The organism is Mycobacterium sp. IDUB_17 (assembly GCF_055419465.1).
The window spans coordinates 352,465-373,359 of the sequence record NZ_JBVAXS010000003.1 but is presented as its reverse complement, the minus strand read 5'-3'; the positions used below and the strand labels follow the sequence as shown (position 1 = coordinate 373,359).

The window sequence follows — 20,895 nt, the reverse complement described above, 5'->3', positions numbered from 1 at the left end:
CGGTATTCCAGCAGAGATAGTGCGAGAAGGCACCTGCTGGAATACCGTTTCGGCGGCTATCGGGTGACGGCGTCGATCGCCTTGTAGATGCGCTGCTCGCTGACCGGCCGCGGAGTGCCGAGCTGCTGGGCCCACAGGCTGACCCGCAGTTCCTCGATCTGCCACGCGATGTCTCGGATGTCGGCGGCCGCGGCGCGGCCCGGCGAAAGCGCCTGAACCAGTTCGTCATAGGCGTCCTCGACGGCATGCACCTGTGACATCCGATCCCGATCGGCGCCTACTGCCTGCGGCAACCGCTCCAACCGGCGGGCCATCGCGGTGACATATCGCGCCAGATCGTTCAGCCGCGCGATGCCGGTCACGGTGACAAATCGCTTGGGCAACAGTCGATCCAGTTGAGACCGGATATCGGCGACGGCATCGGCCTGGGCGGCTGACGGCTTGTCTGGCAGCGCGACCTGCACCTCGTGCGCGGCGGCCAGCACCTTCTCGACCCGGCTCACCCCGGCTTGCGTGGTGGGGCCGAGTTCCTTGCCGGCCCGGGCCAGGACGCCGGCGAACTCGGCCTTCGTCCACACCGGCTTGGGAACCAACACATCCGCGGCCGCGTCGGCGCAATCATCGAGCAGCGCGGCCAGAGTGCCGTCGGGATTGGCGTTGAGTGCCAGTCGGGTCCGGGTGCTCAGGCCCCGCTCGATCGCCTTGACCGGTGACGGTACGGTCAGGCGCAACAGCCTGCGCAGTCCCGGCCGCATGGCTGCGGCCTGATCCGCCGGGTTGGCGAACACCTTGATGTCGACGGCCTTTCCGGTATCCACGAAGGCCGGGTATCCGCGGACGGTGTGCCCGCCGCTCACGTTTTCCACCGTGCGCGGCAGCTCGTCGAGATCCTCGGGCCAGGCCCGCAACCCGGTGCGTTCCAGGTCACCGCCCAGCGCGTCGGCCACGGCCTGGGCGACGGGGACGGCCAACTGCTCGCGCAGCGCGTCGATGTTCTTGCCGCGGGCCACCTCTTTGCCGTCGGCCGATTCCACGGCGAAGGTCATCCGCAGATGGTCCGGGATCTTGCTCAGGTCGAACGCGTCGATCGGTACCAGAATGCCGCTGCGCCTGCGCAGTTCGCGCTGGATCTCGTCCAGCAATGACCCCGCGGAGGGATCGATGTCACCCAGGATGGCGCGCGCGGTGTCGGGAGCCGGGACGAAGTTGCGCCGCAGGTCCTTGGGCAGTGACTTGATCAGCGCGGTGACGAGTTCCTCCCGCAAAGCCGGTACCTGCCAGGCGAAGCCGTCACCGCCGAGCCGGGCCAGCACACCGACCGGCACGTGCACGGTGACTCCGTCGTCGGCGGCCCCGGGCTCGAACCGGTAGGTCAGCGGCAGTTCGAGATCGCCGGTCTGCCAGGTGTCGGGATTGTCCGCACCGTCCTCGGAACGCAGCAGGTCGTCGCGCGTGAAGGTGAGGAGGTCAGGTGTCTTGTGCCGCTGCTTCTTCCACCAGGCGTCGAAGTGGCGCGCGGAGACGACGTCGGCCGGGATGCGGGCGTCGTAGAGCGCGTAGATGTCGTCGTCGCCGACCAGAAGGTCGCGCCGCCGAGCCCGCTCCTCGATCTCCTCGAGTTCGGTGCGCAGCCGCGCGTTGTCGCGGAAGAAGTGGTGCCGGGTCTGCCAGTCGCCCTCGACCAGTGCATGCCGGATGAACAACTCGCGGCACAGCTCCGGGTCGATCTGCGTGTATCCGATTTTCCGGCGCGGAACCAGCGGCAGCCCGTAGAGCGTGACCCGCTCGAACGCCACCACCGCACCGCGTTTGGCCTCCCAGTGCGGTTCGCTGTAGTTGCGTTGCACCAGATGTCCGGCGACCCGCTCGATCGCCTCGGGTTCGGCCTTGGCCGCGATCCGCCCGAACAGCCGACTCGTCTCGACCAGGTCGGCCACCACGATCCAGCGCGGCGGTTTCTTCGTCAACACCGAACCCGGCGCCAGCACGAACTTGGAGTTGCGCGCGCCGGCATAGTCGCGGGACTCCCCCTCCCGCAGCCCGACATGGGACAGCAGGCCCGCGGTCAGCGCGGCGTGGATGCTGGCCGGCTCGGCAGGCTCGTCACTCTCGCGGATCCCGATGTCGCGGGCGATGCTGCGCAGCTGCCCGGTCAGGTCCTGCCACTCCCGGATCCGCAGATAGTGCAGGAACTCCTCGCGGCACATCCGCCGGAAGGCATTGCCAGAAAGCTGGTTTCGCTGCTCCCGCAGGTAGTTCCACAGGTTGAGATACGAGATGAAGTCCGAATGCTCGTCGGCAAACCGCGCGTGCTTCTGGCGCGCCGCTTCCTCCCGGTCAGTCGGGCGCTCGCGCGGATCGGGGATCGACAACGCGGCCGCCAGCACCAGCACCTCACGCACGCAGCCCTCGGTGTCGGCCTGCAGGATCATCCGCCCGACGCGCGGATCGAGCGGCAACCTCGCCAGGCGTCGTCCGACATCGGTCAGCGCGCCCGCCGCATCGAACGCGCCGAGTTCCTGCAGCAATTGCACGCCGTCGCGGATGCTGCGGGCATCCGGTGGATCCAAGAAGGGAAACTCCGCGATGTCGCCGAGCTGAAGGGCAGCCATCTGCAGGATCACCGCGGCCAGGTTGGTCCGCAGGATCTCCGGATCGGTGTACCGGGGCCGTGATTCGAAGTCCGCCTCCGAGTACAGCCGGATGCAGACGCCGGGCGCGGTACGTCCGGAGCGACCGGCCCGTTGGGCGGCCGAGGCCTGGGAGATCGGCTCGATCGGCAGCCGCTGCACCTTGGTGCGCCGGCTGTAGCGGGAGATCCGCGCGGTGCCGGGGTCGACGACGTACCGGATGCCCGGCACGGTAAGCGACGTCTCGGCCACGTTGGTGGCCAGCACGATTCGCCGACCGGTGCGGCTGGGCTGGAACACCTTCTGCTGGTCGGCGGTGGGCAATCGGGCATACAGCGGCAGCACCTCGGTGTTGCGCAGGTCCTTCAATGCTTCTGCAGTGTCTCGGATTTCACGCTCACCGGACAGGAACACCAGCACGTCGCCCGGAGGTTCGGACTCCAGCTCGCGGACCGCGTCGACGATGGCCTCGGTCGGATCGCGGAGTTCGGTCCGCACGATCTCGTGGTCGGGATCATCGGGATCATCGGCGTCGTCTGCGCCGCCGACGGTGACTTCCAGAGGCCGGTACCGGATCTCGACGGGATAGGTCCGCCCGGACACCTCGACGATCGGGGCACCGTTGAAGTGCGCCGCGAACCGCTCCGGCTCGATGGTGGCCGAGGTGACGATGACCTTGAGGTCGGGCCGTCGCGGCAACAGCTCACGCAGGTAGCCGAGCAGGAAGTCGATGTTGAGGCTGCGCTCGTGCGCCTCGTCGAGGATCAGCGTGTCGTAGCGCAGCAGCCGACGGTCTCTTTGAATCTCGGCGAGCAGAATGCCGTCGGTCATCAGCTTGATCAGGGTCGAATCGCTGGCCTGGTCGGTGAAGCGCACCGTGTAGCCGACGGCGTCGCCCAGCGGGGTGCCGAGTTCGTCGGCGATGCGCTGGGCCACCGTGCGCGCGGCGAGCCGGCGGGGCTGGGTGTGACCGATGGTGCCGCGGATGCCGCGACCGAGGTCGAGGCAGATCTTGGGCAGCTGCGTGGTCTTGCCCGAGCCCGTCGCGCCGGCGACCACCACCACCTGGTTCTCGCTGATGGCTTTGGCCAGCTCATCGCGGTGCTGACTGACCGGCAGATCGGGATAGGTGATGGCCGGGACGGCGGCCCGGCGGGTGAGGACGAGGCCTTCCGCGGCCGCGATCTGTTCGGCGATCTTCTCGATCTTGGCCGGCTCCGCGTCACGCAGATTCCGCAGGCGGCGGCGCAACCGATCCGCATCGCGGATGGTCAAGTCGTCGAGGCGGGAGCGAAGCTCGGCGACTGACGGTTCGGACACTCGGTCAAGGATAGGTGCATGATCAAATGTGATGCAGCTCACATCCCGCTCGGAGCTGGCAACCTCCGGTTCCGTAGCCGTAGGTTGCTGCACCTACGCTTGCGTACCCCGTCCGGCGTCGGCAACGCTTGCAGATCGTGGCTCACTACATCGCCAATGTCCGCGATATCGAATTCAATCTCTTCCAGGTTCTCGCCTTGGGTCCGGTCCTCGACTCGGGCGCATTCGGCGACCTCGACGCAGAGACCGCACAGACCATGCTCGACGAGGTCGCCCGCTTTGCCGAAGGCGTCGTCGCAGAGTCGTTCGTCGACAGCGACCGCAACCCGCCCGAGTTCGATCCGGCAACCCACGAGATCACGATGCCCGGGCCCCTCGCCAAGACGGTGCAGGCAGTCAAGGACGCCGAGTGGTGGCGCATCGGCCTCGCCGAGAACGCCGGCGGCACACCGGCGCCCGCATCGTTGGTGTGGGCCATCCAGGAAATGATCATGGGCGCCAACCCGTCGGCAATGTTCCTCTACGGACTCGGCCCGGCGATGGCGCACACCCTGGCCGAGGTCGGCACCGAGGAGCAGCAGCGCTGGGCGCGCATGAGCATGGACAAGGGCTGGGCCGGCACCATGGTGCTGACGGAGCCGGATGCCGGATCCGACGTGGGCGCGGGCCGCACAAAGGCCATCGCGCAGCCCGACGGCACCTGGCACATCGACGGGGTGAAGCGTTTCATCTCCGGTGGTGACGTCGGCGACACCGCCGAGAACGTCTTCCACCTCGTGCTGGCCCGCCCCGAGGGCGCCGGGCCCGGCACCAAGGGCCTGAGCCTGTTCTACGTCCCGAAGTTCCACTTCGACCCCGAGACCCTCGAACTCGGGGAGCGCAACGGCGTGTTCGTCACCGGTCTCGAGCACAAGATGGGCATCAAGTCGTCACCGACCTGCGAGCTCACCTTCGGTGCGCACGGCACCCCGGCCGTCGGCTATCTCGTCGGCGACGTGCACAACGGCATCGCGCAGATGTTCCGCGTGATCGAGAACGCGCGCATGACCGTCGGGGTGAAGTCGGCCGGCACCCTGTCCACCGGCTACCTCAATGCACTGGCCTACGCCAAGGAACGCATCCAGGGCTCGGACATGCTCAAGATGACCGACAAGACCGCACCGCGGGTCGCGATCATCGAGCACCCCGACGTGCGGCGCAGCCTGCTCACGCAGAAGGCCTACGCCGAGGGCCTGCGGTCGGTGTACCTGTACACCGCGGCGCACCAGGATTCTGTGGTGGCGCAACATGTCTCGGGCGCCGACGCCGGCCTGGCGCACCGCGTCAACGACCTGCTGCTGCCGATCGTGAAGGGCGTCGGCTCCGAGAAGGCCTACGAGATCCTGACGGAATCGCTGCAGACCCTCGGCGGATCCGGCTACCTGCAGGACTACCCGATCGAGCAGTACATCCGCGACGCCAAGATCGATTCGCTCTACGAGGGCACCACCGCGATCCAGGCGCTGGACTTCTTCTTCCGCAAGATCATCCGCGATCAGGGTGGAGCGCTGGCGCATGTGGCGGCGCAGATCTCGGCCACGATCGAATCCGAGGGCGCCGGGCTGGAACCCGAGATCGCGCGGCTGGCCACTGCGTTGGCCGATGTGCAGTCGATGGCGGCCACGCTGACCGGCTACCTGATGTCCGCTCAGGAACAGCCCGAGCAGCTGTACAAGGTCGGCCTCGGTTCGGTGCGGTTCCTGCTGGCGGTGGGCGATCTGCTCATCGGCTGGCGCCTGCTGGTCGGCGCGCAGGTCGCCCAGACCGCGCTGGCAACCGCGACCGATCGCGACCGGCCGTTCTACGAAGGCAAGGTCGCGGTGGCGAAGTTCTTCGCGCACAACATGTTGCCGCTGCTGACGGCGGTTCGCGAAGTTGTCGAGTCGGTCGACGGCGAGGTCATGCACCTGGACAACGCCGCGTTCTGACGCCGGATTGCGCGCTACACCTCGAGCGTGGATCCTCTGCGAAAAAACAGCTGAAAACTCGCAGAGGATCCACGTTCGTGACGTGCCACGCCACGGCGATGCCCGGATGATGGTTCCCATGGCCGACTTCGTGATCCCAGCCCCACCGCAGGCGTCGCTCCCGGTGAGCACCGGGCCTGAGCGCTTCCCGGTGCGACGGGTGTTCTGCGTCGGACGCAATTACGCGGCCCACGCGCGCGAGATGGGCAAGGACCCCGACCGGGAACCGCCGTTCTTCTTCATGAAGCCGGCCGACGCCGTGATCGACGCGGCGGGCACGGTCCCCTACCCGTCGCTGACCTCGTCGTTTCACCACGAGATCGAGCTCGTGGTGGCGCTGGGTGCCGGGGGCCGCGACGTGGCACCGGACGACGCGCTGAGCCTGGTCTGGGGCTACGGGGTCGGCGTCGACCTGACCCGGCGCGATCTGCAGGACGAGGCCAAGAAGCTCAGCCGGCCCTGGGATTGGGCCAAGGGGTTCGACGCATCCGCCCCGTGCACGCCGATCCATCCGGTCGCCGAAGTCGGTCACCCCGACAGCGGCGAGATCTGGCTGCGGGTCAACGGCGAGCTCAAGCAGCACGGTGACCTCAAGGACCTGATCTGGACGGTGCCGGAGGTCATCAGCGCGATCTCGGCTGCCGTCGACCTGGCACCGGGCGACCTGATCTACAGCGGAACCCCGGCCGGGGTCGGTCCGATGCAACCCGGCGACGTGGTCTCCGGTGGTGTCGACGGAGTTGCGGAGTTCAGCTTCACGGTCGGCTCAGCCGATCGGCGGCCCGCCTGACCCGCTGCCCTGCGGTGTCCACCTGGCGGGCGGTCATGGGCCGCAGCGGGTGTACCGACAGGATGAGTGCGACCCGGCCGTGAGCGTCGAACACCGGTGCGGCGATCGTGGCCACCGGCTGTGCCTTGCCGGCCGCGTCGCCGGCCGGCGCCAAGCCGATGGTGGTGAACTCGGCGAGCAATTGATCGGTGATGCCGCGGACGTGGTCGGGCAGTCCGTCACTCGGCAGTGAGCCGACCATCTGCGCTGCCCGGGTCAGATCCGGCGTCGTCCAGTCAACGTCGAAACCCTGCTCCCTGGTCTGGGCCAGCACCTGCTCCAGACGCCCCGCGATTGCCGCGGGTGCACGCTCGATCCAGGCCCGCTGCTCAACGGGCGAATCCCAGGCGGCGAAGGCGACGCCGAACGGCGGCGCGTACCGGATGCGATCCCCCGGCGTGCCCGCCGGCCGCGGCCCGGCGCCCTCGAACGCGGTGATCACCAGTTCATCGGCGACCCGTTCGACCACAGAGGCGGCATGCCCGAACTGCTCTGAAAGTTCTTGTGCGGCAATGTGAGCCGCATGTGCCAGCGGTCGCGCCGCCTCGGTTCGGGCAGCCACCACGGCCAGGCCGGGTCCCAGCGCGAACGTCTTGTCCACGGGATCACGGATCAGCCAGCCCCGGTCGCACAAGGTCTTGAGGATCGCGTGTGCGGTGGCCTGCGTCAGGTCCAGTGCGCTGACCACGTCGGAGAACCGCAACCGCACGTCGCCGGCACTCGCCAGCAACTCGATCACATCCAGCACCCGGCTCGTCGGCGCCGAACTTGCACCGCGCACCCTTGACTCCCCTCTGGGCGGTTCCTACAGTCGGTCTTGTCAATTCGAGAGAATATCTCGATTATTCGAGAATCGATAGGTGCGATGCGCGCAGTCGTCTTACGCGAGGGCACACTGACGGTGCGTGAGATCGCCGATCCCGCACCGGGTCGGGGCGAGCTCCTGTTGCGAGTACTGAGTACCGCGATCTGCGCGTCCGATGTCCATTTCATGGACCACCCGGAACTCGGGCTCAACGATCCGACCGGCCGATCGCTCTACGACACCGGACAGGATGTGGTGCTGGGCCACGAGTTCGTCGGCGAGGTCATCGGGCACGGTCCCGGCTGCAGCGACCAGTTCCCCGTCGGCACCCGGGTCACCTCGATCCCCATCAAACTGATCAACGGCGGCGCCGACGGCGCACACATCATCGGTCAGCACCCTGATTCGCCGGGAAGTTTCGCCGAGCTGGTGGTGGTCACCGAAGCGATCGCCCGTGCCGTCACGGGCGACGCCTCTGACGATGCCGTCGCGCTCACGGACGCCTTCGCGGTCGGCGAGTTCTACGTCCGCAGTGCTCGACTCGAACCCGGCGAGATCCCCATCGTGATCGGTGCGGGCGCGATCGGGCTGTCCGCAGTGGCGGCGCTGGGCCGCCGCAGCGTCGAACCGATCATCGTCTCGGACTACCAGGCGGATCGACGTGCCCTGGCCTGCAAGGAGTTCGGCGCCCACATCGCCGTCGACCCGGCCGAACGCTCACCGATCGAGGTCTGGCGCGAGGTGCGTACCGAACGCAACCTGTGGGGCGCGGCCGTGGTGTTCGAATGCGTCGGTGCGTCAGGACTGATCCAGAAGATCGTCGAGGAATCCGACATGGGCACCCGCATCTACTGCGCCGGCGGGTGGTACACCGGCGACACCCTCGACATCACCACTGCCACCCGCCAGGGAGTGACCCTGCAGTTCGGCGGTGGACCGTGGCCGCAGGACTGGTACGGGACGCTGGACGCCATCGTCACCGGAGACCTGGACCCGACGCCCAGCATCGGCATGGTGGTGCCGCTCGACGAGGTTCCCGACGCGCTCGAACTGGCCCGCCGTTCGGCAGGGCCCGCCCGAATCATTGTGCATCCGAACGGAGATCACGCATGACCTACCACGAAGACCGCCTGGATATCGCCGACGTGCTGGTCCGCTATGCGACCGGCATCGACCGGCGGGACTGGCCCTTGTTCCGGACCGTGTTCACCGACGACTGCGTGCTCGACTACGGCGAGATCGGTGCCTGGAACGGAGTGGACGCGGTCACCGAGTTCATGGATCAAACCCACGCGATGGCCGGACACACCATGCACCGGTTGAGTAACCACGCAATCGCCGTCGACGGTGACGCCGCAACGGCCCGCACCTACGTCGACGCGCTGATCATGGCTCAAGACAACAACTCCGGCGTCAACGCCGTCGGCTTCTACGACGACGAGCTGGTGCGCTCCACCGGCGGTTGGCGCATCGCACGCAGGCACTTCACCCCGGTCCGAGTCGTTGCGGTCTAAGGAGTCATCGATGGAATTCGCAGACAGGTACGGGCCGTGGGCACTCGTGGCCGGGGCCTCCGACGGAGTCGGTTCGGCGATGGCCGAAGAGCTGGCCCGCCGCGGCCTCAACGTGGTACTGCTGGCCCGGCGCCAAACTGTTCTCGACGATGTCGCCTCAGTTATCGCAGCCCGGACCGGAGTGCAAACCCGCACGCTGGCAATTGATCTGGCCGCACCTGCAGCTGCCGCTGAGGTGATCTCAGCCACCTCGGATCTGGACATCGGCTTCCTGGTGTACTGCGCGGGCGCCGATCCCAACTTCGCACCGTTCCTGTCCGGGCCGCTCGCGGACGCGGAATCACTGGTGCAGCGCAACTGCATGGTGCCGATGCAGCTGTGCCACCACTACGCACAACCGATGGTCGATCGGGGCCGCGGCGGCATCATCATCTTCGGGTCCGGGGCCGGATTCGCCGGCGGTCCGAACATGGTGGCCTACGGTGCGAGCAAAGCCTTCGACATGGTGTTCGCCGAGGCGTTGTGGACCGAGCTGCACGGGAAGGGTGTCGATGTGCTCGGGTTGATCCTGGGCAAGACGGACACTCCCGCACTGCGCAAGCTCGAGCACGAACGGGGCCAGATCGACTCTCCGGCACAGACACCGCCGGGCGCCGCAGCCGTCGACGATGTGGTGACGGCCGCGTTCGCCAACCTCACCGAGGGACCGACGTGTCTGGTGGGTCCCGAGACCCAAGCCGCCGCACAACTGATGGCCGCGGTCAGTCGCAACGACGCCGTGCGGTTCATCGCGCAAGCGGTCACCGCTGCGATGGGCTGATCATTCCGTCGGATTCTGGTACGGCGGTCGCCAGATGTCGCGCTCGGTAAGTAGCTCGATCTGGCGCTCGATAACTTCTCGCCGAAACTCCGCGTGGTTTCCCGGGATTCGGTGTAGGTAGCGGTTTTTCGGGTATATGGGGCGTTCGTAGATGATCTCCGCGAGCTCGGTACGGACATCTTTGAGCCAGTTCGTCACCTGCGCAGAGGCCCGGTGGTGCCGCAGCGCCTGGATGTTGACGGTGCCCGCGACAAAGGTCGAGCCGTTGGTGTCGAACTGTTTACCGACGATTCCGCCTTTGTAGTCGACGATCATCGACCGTCCGCCGCCGGCATCGATCGGTGGTGCTCCGTTCTCGATGCTGCCACCGATGTTCGGTGCCACGACGTAGAAGTTGTTCTCCAGTGCCCGGGCACGATTGCTGATTTCGAAGACATCGTTCTCGGTGAATGCCGCCGGCAGCGAGGCCCGGTAAACCACCTCGGCGCCGTTCATCGCCAGGCCCCGACCGTTTTCCGGGAAGTTGCCCTCCATGGCCATCATCACGCCGAGCCGGCCGATCTCGGTATCTGCCACGGGCCAGAACGCGTCGAGGGTCCTGCCGTACCGCTCTACCCACCAGTCGAACAGATCGTGCGGCGAAACCGAACGCTCCACCGGCAGAAGCGCGTTCAGCTTGTAGTGCTGTAGCACTATCTCACCGGACGGGGCGATCACAAACCCGACGTTGAAGAACAGGTCCTTCCACTCGGGATGCCGCGCCTTCGCCTGACCCATGACGAACACATTCCAGCGCCGCGCCATCTCCCCCAGTCGGTCGGTTTCCGGTCCCGGGATGTCGATGGCACACGTCGCCGCATACTCGGCATGGTCGGCATCACGGATCTCGTCGGTGAAACCCTGCAGTGCCCCCTCTGGAATGGCCAGCAACCGCACCGGGATATCGAGATTCGACAGCCAGAACGCGCCCGCTGCCAGGTGTTCGAGATGGTCGATGTTGACAGCGATGTCAGCTCGACCGCTGATGGGCTGGAAGTTGGGGATCAGGCCGACCGCGTTGTACGGATCGATCAGTCGGTTGTCTGCGGGGTTCACAAATTCAACATTGCCCGCCCCTTTGCCAGAAGTCGAATACATGTTTCCGATCGATCTGAATAAGCTTCACTTATGGAAATGCGCCAGCTCGAGTATCTGCTCGCGGTGGTGGAGGAGGGCGGATTCACCCGCGCCGCGTTGCGGGCACACGTTGCGCAACCAGCGATCAGTCAGCAAATCGCCCAGCTTGAACGGGAACTGGGTGTCAGGTTGTTCGACAGGTCCGAGCGCCGGGTCCGGCTCACCGCCGAGGGCGAGGCGTTCCTGCCGCACGCCCGAGCCGTTCTGGACACGGTGGCGGCCGGGCGACACGCCGTCGCTGCACTACACGGCGTTCTTGCCGGTCGCTTGACGATCGGTACCGTGGCGTCACCACCAGCGGAGCTTCTGACCCCGCTGCGGATATTTCAGCATCGCCACCACGAGGTGCGGATCACGTTGCGCGTCAACGATTCCGACTCGCTCGTCGCCGACGTCCTGGCCGGCCGCATCGACACCGCGCTCATCGGGCTGATCGGCGAGCGGCTTCTCGGCGGCCCGACCAGGCAGCGTCTACCTGCCGCGCTCGCTGCGGCCGCCCTGGTCACCGAACCCCTGGTGGTGGCGGTGGCACGTGATCACCCGCTCGCGGAACAGTCGTCGGTCGCGATATCCGCACTGCGCGACGAGCGCTTCGCATGCCTCACCAATGGGACAGGGTTACGCACCGTTCTCGAAACAGCTTGTGCAGAAGTAGGGTTCACGCCGGACGTCAGGGCCGAGACCGACCACCTCACCGATCTCGCTGAACTTGTCGGGGCCGGGCTCGGGATCGCGCTCATGCCGCGGTCGACCGCCGAGTGGGCCCGGCCCCACATCGCGACCATCGAATTGCGCCGGCCGCGCCCCGAGCGGCCCCTGGTCTTGATCTGGCATCGACAACGGATCCCGGCAACTGCACAGGCATTCCTGGAGCAGGCCGGTATCAAGGGGGACCTGGAGACGAGCTAGGAAACCCGGTCCGGCGCCCAGTAGGCGAGCATCTCGGCGAAGGTCTCGAATGCGGGCTTCGACACCCCGTAGGCCGCCTCGAAGTGGATGCTCAGCGGGAAGCCGAGATCGGCCACCCCGTCGATCACCCGCTTGTACAGGTCCAGCATCAGCTTGCGCTTCTCATCCGAGTCGCGTTCGGCCAGCTGGCTGACGAACTCCTGCTCGGCGGCCACGGCCTCATTGCCCGGATCCTGGATCAGCCAGTTGATCAGCCCGACCCTGGACTCCATCTTCGGCACGAAGCCGAATGACAGCAGGATCTCGGGCCGGTGATCGGTGGTCTCGGCGAACTCTTTGAGGAAACCGACGATGGCGTCGGAGTACAGCAACTGTGTCATGCCGTACGTCGCGCCCCGCTCGCACTTGAATTTGAACCGGCCCTGCTCACCCTCGCGGGTTGGGATGAGGATGGCGCCCCGGTTGGGAACCAGCTGCTCATAGATCGAGAGGGCGTCCGTGGGTGCGACGCCCTCGCCCTCGCCGTCCTTCATGGTCCGGGGCACGCCGACGAACGCGATGCCATCGAAACCGGCCCCGCTCAGCTCGGTCAGCCGCCCGCCCAGGGCGGCCTCGTCCAGGAACGACGTGACCTGGGTGCACAAGCCGCGCATGTCGGGAAGTTCGGGCCGCAGGATGTTCCAGTACTCCAGGACATCCATCCGCGGCTTCATCTCGATCGGACGGTCGTCGTCCTCGTCGATCATCCCGGGGATCATGACGTGCCGGATCCGCCCTTCGATGCCGGCCTCGGCCGCCAACGCGAGCACTTTCCGTGCCTCTTCAATGGGGTACTGCACGCCGCGTTCGAGGTTCGGCGGGACCAGTTCCAGCGCGATGGTGTTCAGGGGCACGAACTTGCTCCACATCTCATTGCGTTCAGTCGCAGCATGCCGGGCGGCACTGACCAGCAGCAGACGTTGACCTCCAGACTACGGAGCCAGGCTGGCAACCAAGCAGGTACCTCCCCACCAACGCCGCATTTCAGGCAAAGTACGGCGCCAGGCTAACTAGAGTGCCGGGCCGCTTCCTGCCCGAGCTGCGCTTCCGTTCCTCGCGGCACCGCTCTCTACGTGGTAAACCACCCTCATGGCTGAGCGCGTCACCTTCCCCAGCTCGACGGGCCCGATGCTGGCCGGTGTGATCGATCGGCCCGACGGGCCGGTGCGGGGCTGGGGGGTCTTCTCGCACGGTTTCACCCTCGGCAAGGACTCACCGGCCGCCTCCCGCATCTGCAAGCAGCTGGCCGCCGACGGCATCGGGATGTTGCGCTTCGATGCGCTGGGCCTGGGCGACTCGGAAGGAGACTGGGGCGACGGCTCCTTCACCGCCAAGGCCAATGACGTGATCGCCGCCTGCACGTTCATGGCCGAGCGCGGTACCCCGGCCGACCTCCTGATCGGGCATTCGTGGGGCGGCGCGGCGGTGATCGCCGCGGCCCGGCAATCCCCCGGCGTGCGGGCCGTGGTGACCGTGGGCGCGCCGTTCGACCCCACCCACGTCGAGCGGCAGTACGACGCGGTGATCGACCAGGTCTGCGCCGAGGGCAGCGGCGAGTGGATGGTCGGCGGGAAGACGCTGACACTCAAGCGGGCCTTCATCGAGGATGTCCGGGCCACCGAGCTGCTCGACAAGATCAAAGGCCTCAGACTGCCGCTGCTCATCCTGCACTCCCCGACCGACAACACCGTCGGCATCAAGAATGCGAGCGACATCTTCTGGGCCGCCCGCCATCCACGCAGCTTCGTCTCGCTGGAAGGCTCCGAACACCTGCTGACCGGACCCGGGCAGGCCAAACGCGCCGGACGGATCATCGGCGCCTGGGCCGATGCCTACCTCGACGTGCGATAGCGTCACCACATGTCTGACGCAGCCACTCAGATCGCGTTCGTGCAAGCCACCTGGCATCGCAACATCGTCGACAAGGCGCGCGAGGGATTCACCGAGCAGATCGGCACCCACGGCGTCGACGGCGCGGCCCTCGAATTCTTCGAGGTGCCCGGTGCCTTCGAAATTCCGCTCACCGCAAAGCGTCTGGCACTCACCGGGCGTTACCGGGCGATCGTCGCGGCCGGCCTCGTCGTCGACGGCGGCATCTACCGTCACGACTTCGTGGCCACCGCGGTGATCGACGGGCTGATGCGCGTGCAACTCGACACCGACGTTCCGGTGTTCTCGGTCGTGCTCACTCCGCACCATTTCCACGAGCACGACGAGCACATCGACTACTTCACCAAGCATTTCGTCAAGAAGGGTGCTGAGGCGGCGAACGCCGTGGCAGCGACCCTGGCCCTGCACAGCTCGCTGGGCTAACTGCCGGTGGCGCGACGGACGTGCCCGGCGATCAGCTCGTAGACCTTGCGGGTGACCTCGGTTGCGTTGCTCATGATGTTGTAGCCGTGGTCGACGTCGGGCACTTCGTGATACTCGGCCAGGGCGCCCACCGCCTCGAGCTTCTGCGCGTACTGCCACGCCTCGTCGCGCAGCCGGTCGTATTCGGCGGTGACGATCAGCGCCGGGGCGATCCCCTCGAGTCCGTCGGCGTTGGCTCCCCAGACCGGGGACACCAGACGGTCCGTGCGCTGCGCGCGATCGGGGACGTACGCGGTGTCGAACACGTCGCCCATCCACGGCTTCAACACCGCCTTGGCATCCCGCGGGGAGTGCTTGTCCCTTGTGGCGGTGACGAGATCCAGCGGCGGGTAGTGCAGAAACTGGAGTGCGATCTGCGGCCCGCCCTTCTCGAAGGCCAGCCGGGCGGCCCCCGCGGACAGGCTGCCACCCGCGCTCTGGCCTCCGACGCACAGCCGAGTGCCGTCCCAGTCCCGCTCGGGCGCCGCTGCCCAGCTGAGCACGTCATAGATCTGTTCGACCGGTGTGGGGAACCGGTGCCCCGGAGCCAACAGGTAATCGACATTGACCACAACGACATCCGCGTGGGCGGCGAGAAAACGGCACCACGGGTCGTCCTGTTCGCGGCGCCCGACGACGAAGCCCCCACCGTGCACGTTCACGTACACCGCGGGCTTCGCGTCGCCCGACGGCGGGTGGTACGCCGTCGCGGCCACCTCACCGTGACGGGTCGGGATTTTGATCAGCGTTGTGCTGCCGGCGATTTCGGGGAACCGGACGCCGCGCATGGGCGTCGGGCGCGCCGTCGCGGAGAACAACCTGGCCAAGGAATCGGCCACCAGGGGCGTAGACAGTATCGACACGATTGCCCACGGTACCGGCGCACCGCCCCAACCCTGTGAGTTCAACCACGCGAGGTCGCAACCGTGCGCCGCGGCATAGCACTCAGCCCTTGGCCCCCTCGAAACGCCCGGGACAATAGTTAACATGAATCGGGTTCACATTTTTCGTGTGCGACGATTTCTAGGTGGTCACCCACAAGCCGTTACGGCGACGACAACCTGTGCAGGAGCGCAGCCGACGACGCGTCGAACGAATCCGGACCGCAGCACTGGAACTACTCGAAACGCAGGGCGTCGACGCCGTCACGACCCGGGCAATCGCTCACCGGGCCGAGGTCCCGGTCGCGACGGTCTATCAGTTCTTCCCCAACCGCGACGCGATCCTTCAGGAGATCGTCTCCGACCACCTCGACCGGCGTGACGCCGAAGGCGCGGCGATACTGGCCGCGCTCGCCCCGACCAGCCTGGCCGAGGTCGCCCACGGGATCTTCGAATTCCACTACGAGCACTTGCGCAACCACCCGCACCTGGTCAACCTGCACTACACCAGCCTGGCCAGCGGCCTGCTCGCCGACCCGCGGGCGCGCCGGGCCGAGTTCGCCAACGCCCTGCACGCCGGGCTGCTGCATTGGGGCCTGCTGCGCGAAGGCACCGATCCCCTGGTGACGATGGTGGCGGTGGAGATGGGTGATCGTCTGCTGGAGATGGCCTTCCACGCCGGCCCGGAAACAGACCGCGCGATCCTCACCGAGGGCGAACGGGCGTTGACCCGGTACCTGCAGACCTACGCCGCACCTACTGCCTGATCGCCGGTGCGTGCCTGCTTGGCCAGGGCGAATCGTGCGAGCGTGCCGACAAACGGATCGAGGTGGACGATCCGACGGCACAGACCCGGGCCCGGAACCCAGCGCCCGCCGCGGCGTTCGAGCACCAAAGCCTCGACCGGCTCGCCGAATACCGGAGTCGCCACGCCGGGCTCGGTTGCACCCTCCCAGCCCTCGACGATGTGCGCCTGGAGCCGCCGGCCGTCGAGCCGGCGCACCCGCACGGATGACGGCGTCACCGAGACCGCGACGACGGTGGTCGGAAACTCGCCGCCGATACCCACCTGGACGACCTCGTCGACGAGCGGAACCGTCAGACAGATCGTTCCCGGTCTCAGGCGGTCCAGATCAGATGCCGGCAGGGGCGACGAGCACTCACGCATACCGTTAATGATTATCATTTTCATTGCCTGCGTTCAACGGCACCGGCGATGGCGCAGGTCAGCGGGTTAGCGACTCAACGACGGGCGCCGCTTCCACCGACTTCGGCGGCAAGCGGCGGCGGCAGCGGAGTCGTCGGCGTGGGCGCCGCTGTCGCGGGAGCCGGGGCCGTACCCGGGGACTTCGGTACGTCCTGAGCCGCGGGCGCTCCCGGGCGATGGAAGTCGATCATCGACTCCTCGCGGATCACCTTCTCCCCCACGCTGAGCACCAGCGACTTCGAGGTCACCAGGTATTCGATCCCGGCGTTCTCCACGCGGAACGCGCCGTCGTCGTTGCGCGAGGCCGGCACGACCAACTTGGCGCCGTCGCGCAACCGCACACCGCGGTACTCGTACTTACCGCCCGACACCGAACAGATCGCCACCCGCGAGGCGTCGGTGCTGCCGAACAGCACGGTCGCGTCCGCACTGTCGCACCGCGCCGTGGAATCGACATATCCCCTGGCATCACTGGCCGGGGCGGCCGTGGCCGAAGGAATCCCCACCGCGAGCAACGCAATACCCGCCGTCACCGCAGCGGTGATACAGCGACGCGGGGACCAGGTACCAGACATCGATTACCACTGAACCACGGCTTTGCTACTTGCACGAGCGTCAACCCCGAGAGACCACCGAATCGTTAGGTCCCCGCAATACAGTCGACCGCTCGCCCGTGGTGAACACGACCGGGATCCGTCGGTAGCCACGCGTCACGGAGTTGCCGTGGAACACCGCGGCGCCTTCGGGATCCGAGGCGAGATCGGGCATCTACTTGCCCTGTTCCGCGGCCTGGCGGGCCTGACGTTCCTCGTACCGGCGCACCAACTCGCGGAAGCCCAACCGGTCGTACTTCGGGGTCGGCTGGATCCCCCACTCGTCGCGGGCGGTGTCCTTGCCTTCGGCGCCCTCCGGCGGGCCGAACATCGGGTAGGGATGCTTGCACTCCAACGTGTCATCGGAGTAGCGGACCTTGAGCAGCTCACTGCAGATCTGAGTCAGGCTGAGCGTCGGATACCCGTAGTAGACGGCCATGAAGGGCAACGTGAACGCGCCCTCCACGACCAGCGCGACCAGGCACACCATCACGGCCCGTTTGATCCATTTGTGCATGTTCGCGTAGTACGGCGTGGTACCCGGCGGCAGATCCTGTGCCGGGTCTGTTTCGGTTTCGTCAGTTATCGACACCATGCGCTCCTTGAAAGATGTTCAGTCGGTGAAGATTTCGCGGTTGACCGTGTGCAGGTACGGGATCGCCAGGAACGGGGTGATGTAGAAGATGTCGTAGAGCCACCAGCCGATCACCGGGAAGATCACCCCGGCGTAGCGGACGTCGGCGAACATCGTCATGTTGAAGACGTAGACGCACCAGATCAGCACGCCCATCCAGCAGGTGACGATCATCCACTGGTGTCCCCAGCGTTTCATCTGCAGGAACCCGATGGCCGCGGCGCAACGCATCGCGAAAACCGTGACGATCATGCCGAAGACCATCGACTTCTCACCCGGCCCGGCCGAACCGCCGATCCAGAGTTCGTTGTAGTGCCAGAAGTAGCCGGCGTCGAACATGTAGCCCCAGCCGACCATCAGCACCCGGTTGATCAGGGTGTGGTTGGCCACCAGATCCAGCGCCCATCCCAGGCTGTTGAGCGCACCGTCGATCAGCACGAGGTAGCCGATCAGCGTGACGATCATCGGCCGCACCGACAAGCCGTCGCGCTGGGCCTGGCGCTGTAACCACACCCCACGCATGAAGATCGGGAACCCGATCAGACCCGGAATCCACATGCCCATCAGCAGGGCGCCGGCGATCATCCACTTGTCGGCCCGGCGTTGAGCCAGCCGGGACTGCTCGTGGTGATCCTCGAGTGTCACCGAATCAGACCGGGCCAGCGGCAGGTTCACAGGTCCCACCAGCCCCTGGCGAAGGACATGTACAGCTGGATGCAGAACATCGTCAACAGGTAGCCGTAGACGACAACCTGTAGAACAATCAACGCGCGCTTGCGCTTTCGCTCCTGTTCGTTCATCGGACGTCCTTTCCTCGGTTTCGGGCCGCACCGTCGAGCAGGCCGGCTGCCGCGACCTCACGGAGCCCGTCGTTGATCGCCCCGTCGGTGCTCAGCGGCGCGAGCACGCAGGCCTCGGCGGCGTCGAATTCGGTGGCGCCCTCCGCGACGAGCTGTGCCGCGGTGACCAGCACGCGGGTCGAGGGCGGCTCGAAATGGAACGCGGCGTCTGCGCTGCGGATCGCCACGGCACAGGCCACCAGACGCGCTGCGGTGTCGTGACCGACTCCGGTCTCCGCGACGATCACCCCGGCCTCGCGCTCGGGCGGCAGGTACGTCATCGGCAGCGTCGCAAACCGTTGCCGGAAGGACGGTTTGAGCTCCTTGAGCGAACTGCGATAGGCCGGGTTGTAGGAGCACACCAGCATGAAGGCGTCCGGTGCCCGCACCACCTCCCCGGCCCGGTCGAGGTACAGCGCGCGGCGATGGTCGGTGAGCGAATGCAGGATGGCCAGCGAGTCGTGCCGGGCCTCGACCACCTCGTCGAGGTAACAGATGGCCCCGGCCTTGACCGCGCGGGTCAGTGGCCCGTCGGTCCACACCACGTCGCCGCCGGTGACCATGAACCGGCCCACCAGATCCGAGCTGGTCAGGTCGTCGTGGCAGCTGATCGTCACCACCGGGCGCTGCAACAACGAACCCATGTGCTCGACCAGGCGGGTCTTGCCGCAGCCGGTCGGACCGGTCAGCATCACCGGGATCCGGCGGGCGTAGGCCTGCTCGAACAGCTGAATCTCGTTGCCGTTGGCGAAATATACGTCAGTACTCAATTCCGTCCCTCCAGTCAGGCCGCGACCAGTTCGCGGTGTACGTGTGCCAGCACGCGCGGAAGCTCCTCGACGCGGCGGATCCGTTGGGAGCGCCGCGGTCCGAACACCTCGGGCAGGGGATCGACACGGGTCGGCCCGACGCCGACGTAGTACACGGCGACTCCGGCGTCGTTGGCCTCCTCGACCGCATGCGCGGTGTCCGCCCAGGCATAGCGCCCCTCATAGCCCTCGTCGGAGATCAGTCCGTCGCCGATGACGATGAGCAGCCGCCGCTCCGACGGTTGGGCGAGCAGGCGACTGGTCAGATGTCGCAAGGGCGCGCCCAGGCGGGTGTATCCCCCGGTGACCAGGCCGGCCGCGCTCGGCGGGACGAACCGCCGGTCCTCGAAGTCCTTGAGGCACTGCACTTCCACCCGGTGCCGGGTGTTCCCGGAGAACACGAAGATGCCGTGGCGTTCGCGGGCCTGGGTCATCGCCCGCGACAACGCGTCGGCGCAGGCCAGCTCGAGCCGGAAGATCCGGCCGCCGTGCACCCCCAATGACGAACTGCCGTCGAGCAACAGCGCCGTGGACACGTCCCGGCTGCTGGGCAACAACTCCCGGAATACCCTGGGTTCGCCCGCCTCTCCGGTAGCCAGGTCGATGTGGTGGCGCACATAGGAATCCACATCCAGGTCGGATCCGTCCTCCAGGCCGTCGGTCATCGCACGGTGGGTGTGTTCTGAGAACCAAGCCCGCAGATCGGCTGATACCGGTGCAGACTGGCGGCTGCGCGGCGGTTTGGCGTGCTCGACGACGGCGACGTGATCGCGCAGGAAACTGTCGGTCCACGCGTTCCACTCCGGGTAGGGAATGCCCGGCCGGTGCTGCGGGGTGACGTCGAGGTCGTTGTCCTGCGGCCGGCTCGGGGGCGGCAGATTAGGGTTGCGCACTCCGCCGTCACCGCCGACCGGCACGGAATACGGCCTGGGTAGCCGCTTTTGGGTACTGGTCCACGGCATCCGGCCGAACCTGCGGCGCAACCCGTCGGTCAGACCGGCCGGCGCGGTCCAGGCGACGGGCAGCCGGCCCAGCAGCGGGTCGACATCGAGCTGTCCGCGGCCGCGCGCCAGCTCCACTGCCCGCTGCAGCATGTCGGCGGCCGGCAGATCGCCGTCGGCGTGCCCCAGTTCCGGTAGAAGTCTTCGGGTTTCGCTGATCAGGCCGGGCCAACGGGTCGCGATCCAGCCCAGCGCCACCCCGGCTTCGATCAGCGTCAGGGCCTGCAGCTCACGGCCGGACAGCTCGTTGAGTCGGTAGTGCACCAGCCGGTCCTTCGACGGGGCGCACTGCAGCGCCACCCCGCAGGTCAACGAGCGTCGGGTCCAGGTGGGCACGGCTGCCGGGTGGGGAACCAGCACGATGTCGAGCGGCGCGCTCAGCCCGAAACCGCGCTGCTCTCCGGTGACCAGCCGCACCCCGTCACGGCGGCCCCCGCTCAGCGCAACGGCGGTCAGGGCACAGCTGCGTTCGACCGCGAGCGCGTCGTGGTCGGCCATCAGTTCAGAACGTGCCGATGTTGGAGAACATCC

21 protein-coding genes are annotated in these 20,895 nt (G+C 67.0%); 9 read left to right on the top strand and 12 right to left on the bottom strand.

What is annotated here, in order from left to right:
* Positions 1-56: 56 nt before the first annotated feature.
* Positions 57-3,950 (bottom strand): ATP-dependent RNA helicase HrpA, encoded by a 3,894-nt coding sequence (hrpA, locus tag ACZYZ7_RS14740; protein ID WP_463741232.1) that lies wholly within the window; start codon positions 3,948-3,950, stop codon positions 57-59.
* A gap of 137 nt (positions 3,951-4,087) precedes the next feature.
* Between hrpA and ACZYZ7_RS14735 the strand changes: the two genes are divergently transcribed.
* Both ACZYZ7_RS14735 and ACZYZ7_RS14730 read left to right on the top strand, forming a co-directional pair.
* Positions 4,088-5,917, top strand: a complete 1,830-nt coding sequence (locus ACZYZ7_RS14735) for an acyl-CoA dehydrogenase (RefSeq protein ID WP_450071570.1) — start codon at positions 4,088-4,090, stop codon at positions 5,915-5,917.
* 118 nt (positions 5,918-6,035) lie between these two features.
* Positions 6,036-6,746, top strand: a complete 711-nt coding sequence (locus tag ACZYZ7_RS14730; protein ID WP_463741231.1) for a fumarylacetoacetate hydrolase family protein — start codon at positions 6,036-6,038, stop codon at positions 6,744-6,746.
* Here the strand turns inward: ACZYZ7_RS14730 and ACZYZ7_RS14725 are convergent.
* Positions 6,712-7,533: an IclR family transcriptional regulator gene (locus ACZYZ7_RS14725; protein WP_450071597.1), complete on the bottom strand. Its 822-nt coding sequence runs from the start codon at positions 7,531-7,533 to the stop codon at positions 6,712-6,714. The two genes, ACZYZ7_RS14730 and ACZYZ7_RS14725, sit on opposite strands and share 35 nt — an antisense overlap.
* Before the next feature lie 117 nt (positions 7,534-7,650).
* Between ACZYZ7_RS14725 and ACZYZ7_RS14720 the strand changes: the two genes are divergently transcribed.
* From ACZYZ7_RS14720 to ACZYZ7_RS14710, 3 genes are read left to right on the top strand one after another with little or no spacing between them, the layout of a single operon-like run.
* Positions 7,651-8,703, top strand: coding sequence for an alcohol dehydrogenase catalytic domain-containing protein (locus tag ACZYZ7_RS14720; RefSeq protein ID WP_463741230.1), 1,053 nt, complete (start codon positions 7,651-7,653; stop codon positions 8,701-8,703).
* Positions 8,700-9,104 carry a nuclear transport factor 2 family protein gene (locus ACZYZ7_RS14715; protein WP_463741229.1) on the top strand — a complete coding sequence of 135 codons (405 nt, stop codon included), beginning with the start codon at positions 8,700-8,702 and terminating at the stop codon, positions 9,102-9,104. Before ACZYZ7_RS14720 ends, ACZYZ7_RS14715 begins: the two co-directional genes overlap by 4 nt.
* A gap of 10 nt (positions 9,105-9,114) precedes the next feature.
* The gene (locus tag ACZYZ7_RS14710) at positions 9,115-9,924 is read left to right on the top strand and encodes an SDR family NAD(P)-dependent oxidoreductase (protein ID WP_463741228.1); all 810 of its coding nucleotides are present in this window, start codon (positions 9,115-9,117) and stop codon (positions 9,922-9,924) included.
* Here the strand turns inward: ACZYZ7_RS14710 and ACZYZ7_RS14705 are convergent, their stop codons facing one another.
* Complete coding sequence (locus tag ACZYZ7_RS14705; protein WP_450071575.1) at positions 9,925-11,019, bottom strand: nitrilase-related carbon-nitrogen hydrolase; 1,095 nt, start codon at positions 11,017-11,019, stop codon at positions 9,925-9,927. It lies immediately after the preceding gene.
* A gap of 78 nt (positions 11,020-11,097) precedes the next feature.
* Here ACZYZ7_RS14705 and ACZYZ7_RS14700 point away from each other — a divergent pair, with 78 nt between their 5' ends.
* Positions 11,098-12,009 carry a LysR family transcriptional regulator gene (locus ACZYZ7_RS14700; RefSeq protein WP_167858041.1) on the top strand — a complete coding sequence of 304 codons (912 nt, stop codon included), beginning with the start codon at positions 11,098-11,100 and terminating at the stop codon, positions 12,007-12,009.
* On the opposite strand, the gene ACZYZ7_RS14695 is transcribed toward ACZYZ7_RS14700, so the two are convergent.
* A complete protein-coding gene (locus ACZYZ7_RS14695) occupies positions 12,006-12,902 on the bottom strand; it encodes a mycobacterial-type methylenetetrahydrofolate reductase (protein WP_463741227.1) in 897 nt (298 codons plus the stop codon). The two genes, ACZYZ7_RS14700 and ACZYZ7_RS14695, sit on opposite strands and share 4 nt — an antisense overlap.
* Before the next feature lie 235 nt (positions 12,903-13,137).
* Between ACZYZ7_RS14695 and ACZYZ7_RS14690 the strand changes: the two genes are divergently transcribed.
* Positions 13,138-13,899, top strand: coding sequence for an alpha/beta hydrolase family protein (locus tag ACZYZ7_RS14690; protein ID WP_450071577.1), 762 nt, complete (start codon positions 13,138-13,140; stop codon positions 13,897-13,899).
* 9 nt (positions 13,900-13,908) lie between these two features.
* A complete protein-coding gene (locus ACZYZ7_RS14685) occupies positions 13,909-14,361 on the top strand; it encodes a 6,7-dimethyl-8-ribityllumazine synthase (protein ID WP_135459585.1) in 453 nt (150 codons plus the stop codon).
* Here the strand turns inward: ACZYZ7_RS14685 and ACZYZ7_RS14680 are convergent.
* Complete coding sequence (locus ACZYZ7_RS14680; RefSeq protein ID WP_463741226.1) at positions 14,358-15,263, bottom strand: alpha/beta hydrolase; 906 nt, start codon at positions 15,261-15,263, stop codon at positions 14,358-14,360. The two genes, ACZYZ7_RS14685 and ACZYZ7_RS14680, sit on opposite strands and share 4 nt — an antisense overlap.
* A gap of 164 nt (positions 15,264-15,427) precedes the next feature.
* Between ACZYZ7_RS14680 and ACZYZ7_RS14675 the strand changes: the two genes are divergently transcribed.
* Positions 15,428-16,048, top strand: a complete 621-nt coding sequence (locus ACZYZ7_RS14675; RefSeq protein WP_450071579.1) for a TetR/AcrR family transcriptional regulator — start codon at positions 15,428-15,430, stop codon at positions 16,046-16,048.
* Here ACZYZ7_RS14675 and ACZYZ7_RS14670 read toward each other — a convergent pair.
* The 7 genes from ACZYZ7_RS14670 to ACZYZ7_RS14640 form a co-directional block, all read right to left on the bottom strand.
* Entirely contained in the window at positions 16,027-16,449 is a 423-nt protein-coding gene (locus ACZYZ7_RS14670; RefSeq protein ID WP_463741225.1) for a hypothetical protein, read from the bottom strand. The two genes, ACZYZ7_RS14675 and ACZYZ7_RS14670, sit on opposite strands and share 22 nt — an antisense overlap.
* Before the next feature lie 74 nt (positions 16,450-16,523).
* Positions 16,524-17,063 carry a hypothetical protein gene (locus ACZYZ7_RS14665; protein ID WP_450071581.1) on the bottom strand — a complete coding sequence of 180 codons (540 nt, stop codon included), beginning with the start codon at positions 17,061-17,063 and terminating at the stop codon, positions 16,524-16,526.
* 193 nt (positions 17,064-17,256) lie between these two features.
* A complete protein-coding gene (locus tag ACZYZ7_RS14660; protein WP_450071598.1) occupies positions 17,257-17,598 on the bottom strand; it encodes a hypothetical protein in 342 nt (113 codons plus the stop codon).
* A 96-nt stretch (positions 17,599-17,694) separates the two neighbouring features.
* On the bottom strand, positions 17,695-18,390 hold the full coding sequence (locus ACZYZ7_RS14655) for a hypothetical protein (protein ID WP_450071582.1): 696 nt from the start codon (positions 18,388-18,390) through the stop codon (positions 17,695-17,697).
* Positions 18,387-18,515 carry a hypothetical protein gene (locus ACZYZ7_RS14650; protein ID WP_463741224.1) on the bottom strand — a complete coding sequence of 43 codons (129 nt, stop codon included), beginning with the start codon at positions 18,513-18,515 and terminating at the stop codon, positions 18,387-18,389. The genes ACZYZ7_RS14655 and ACZYZ7_RS14650 overlap by 4 nt, the downstream gene beginning before the upstream one ends.
* The gene (locus ACZYZ7_RS14645) at positions 18,512-19,324 is read right to left on the bottom strand and encodes an AAA family ATPase (RefSeq protein ID WP_463741223.1); all 813 of its coding nucleotides are present in this window, start codon (positions 19,322-19,324) and stop codon (positions 18,512-18,514) included. The genes ACZYZ7_RS14650 and ACZYZ7_RS14645 overlap by 4 nt, the downstream gene beginning before the upstream one ends.
* Before the next feature lie 14 nt (positions 19,325-19,338).
* Positions 19,339-20,862: a nitric oxide reductase activation protein NorD gene (locus ACZYZ7_RS14640; RefSeq protein WP_463741222.1), complete on the bottom strand. Its 1,524-nt coding sequence runs from the start codon at positions 20,860-20,862 to the stop codon at positions 19,339-19,341.
* Positions 20,863-20,895 lie beyond the last annotated feature (33 nt).

What these genes read in the sequence shown, in the direction of transcription:
- ACZYZ7_RS14730 (WP_463741231.1), top strand. Translation starts at nt 6,036, where the DNA reads ATGGCCGACTTCGTGATCCCAGCCCCACCGCAGGCGTCGCTCCCGGTG.
- ACZYZ7_RS14720 (WP_463741230.1), top strand. Translation starts at nt 7,651, where the DNA reads ATGCGCGCAGTCGTCTTACGCGAGGGCACACTGACGGTGCGTGAGATC.
- ACZYZ7_RS14715 (WP_463741229.1), top strand. Translation starts at nt 8,700, where the DNA reads ATGACCTACCACGAAGACCGCCTGGATATCGCCGACGTGCTGGTCCGC.
- ACZYZ7_RS14710 (WP_463741228.1), top strand. Translation starts at nt 9,115, where the DNA reads ATGGAATTCGCAGACAGGTACGGGCCGTGGGCACTCGTGGCCGGGGCC.
- ACZYZ7_RS14700 (WP_167858041.1), top strand. Translation starts at nt 11,098, where the DNA reads ATGCGCCAGCTCGAGTATCTGCTCGCGGTGGTGGAGGAGGGCGGATTC.
- ACZYZ7_RS14690 (WP_450071577.1), top strand. Translation starts at nt 13,138, where the DNA reads ATGGCTGAGCGCGTCACCTTCCCCAGCTCGACGGGCCCGATGCTGGCC.
- ACZYZ7_RS14685 (WP_135459585.1), top strand. Translation starts at nt 13,909, where the DNA reads ATGTCTGACGCAGCCACTCAGATCGCGTTCGTGCAAGCCACCTGGCAT.
- ACZYZ7_RS14670 (WP_463741225.1), bottom strand. Translation starts at nt 16,449, where the DNA reads ATGCGTGAGTGCTCGTCGCCCCTGCCGGCATCTGATCTGGACCGCCTG.
- ACZYZ7_RS14665 (WP_450071581.1), bottom strand. Translation starts at nt 17,063, where the DNA reads ATGTCTGGTACCTGGTCCCCGCGTCGCTGTATCACCGCTGCGGTGACG.
- ACZYZ7_RS14660 (WP_450071598.1), bottom strand. Translation starts at nt 17,598, where the DNA reads ATGCACAAATGGATCAAACGGGCCGTGATGGTGTGCCTGGTCGCGCTG.
- ACZYZ7_RS14650 (WP_463741224.1), bottom strand. Translation starts at nt 18,515, where the DNA reads ATGAACGAACAGGAGCGAAAGCGCAAGCGCGCGTTGATTGTTCTACAG.
- ACZYZ7_RS14640 (WP_463741222.1), bottom strand. Translation starts at nt 20,862, where the DNA reads ATGGCCGACCACGACGCGCTCGCGGTCGAACGCAGCTGTGCCCTGACC.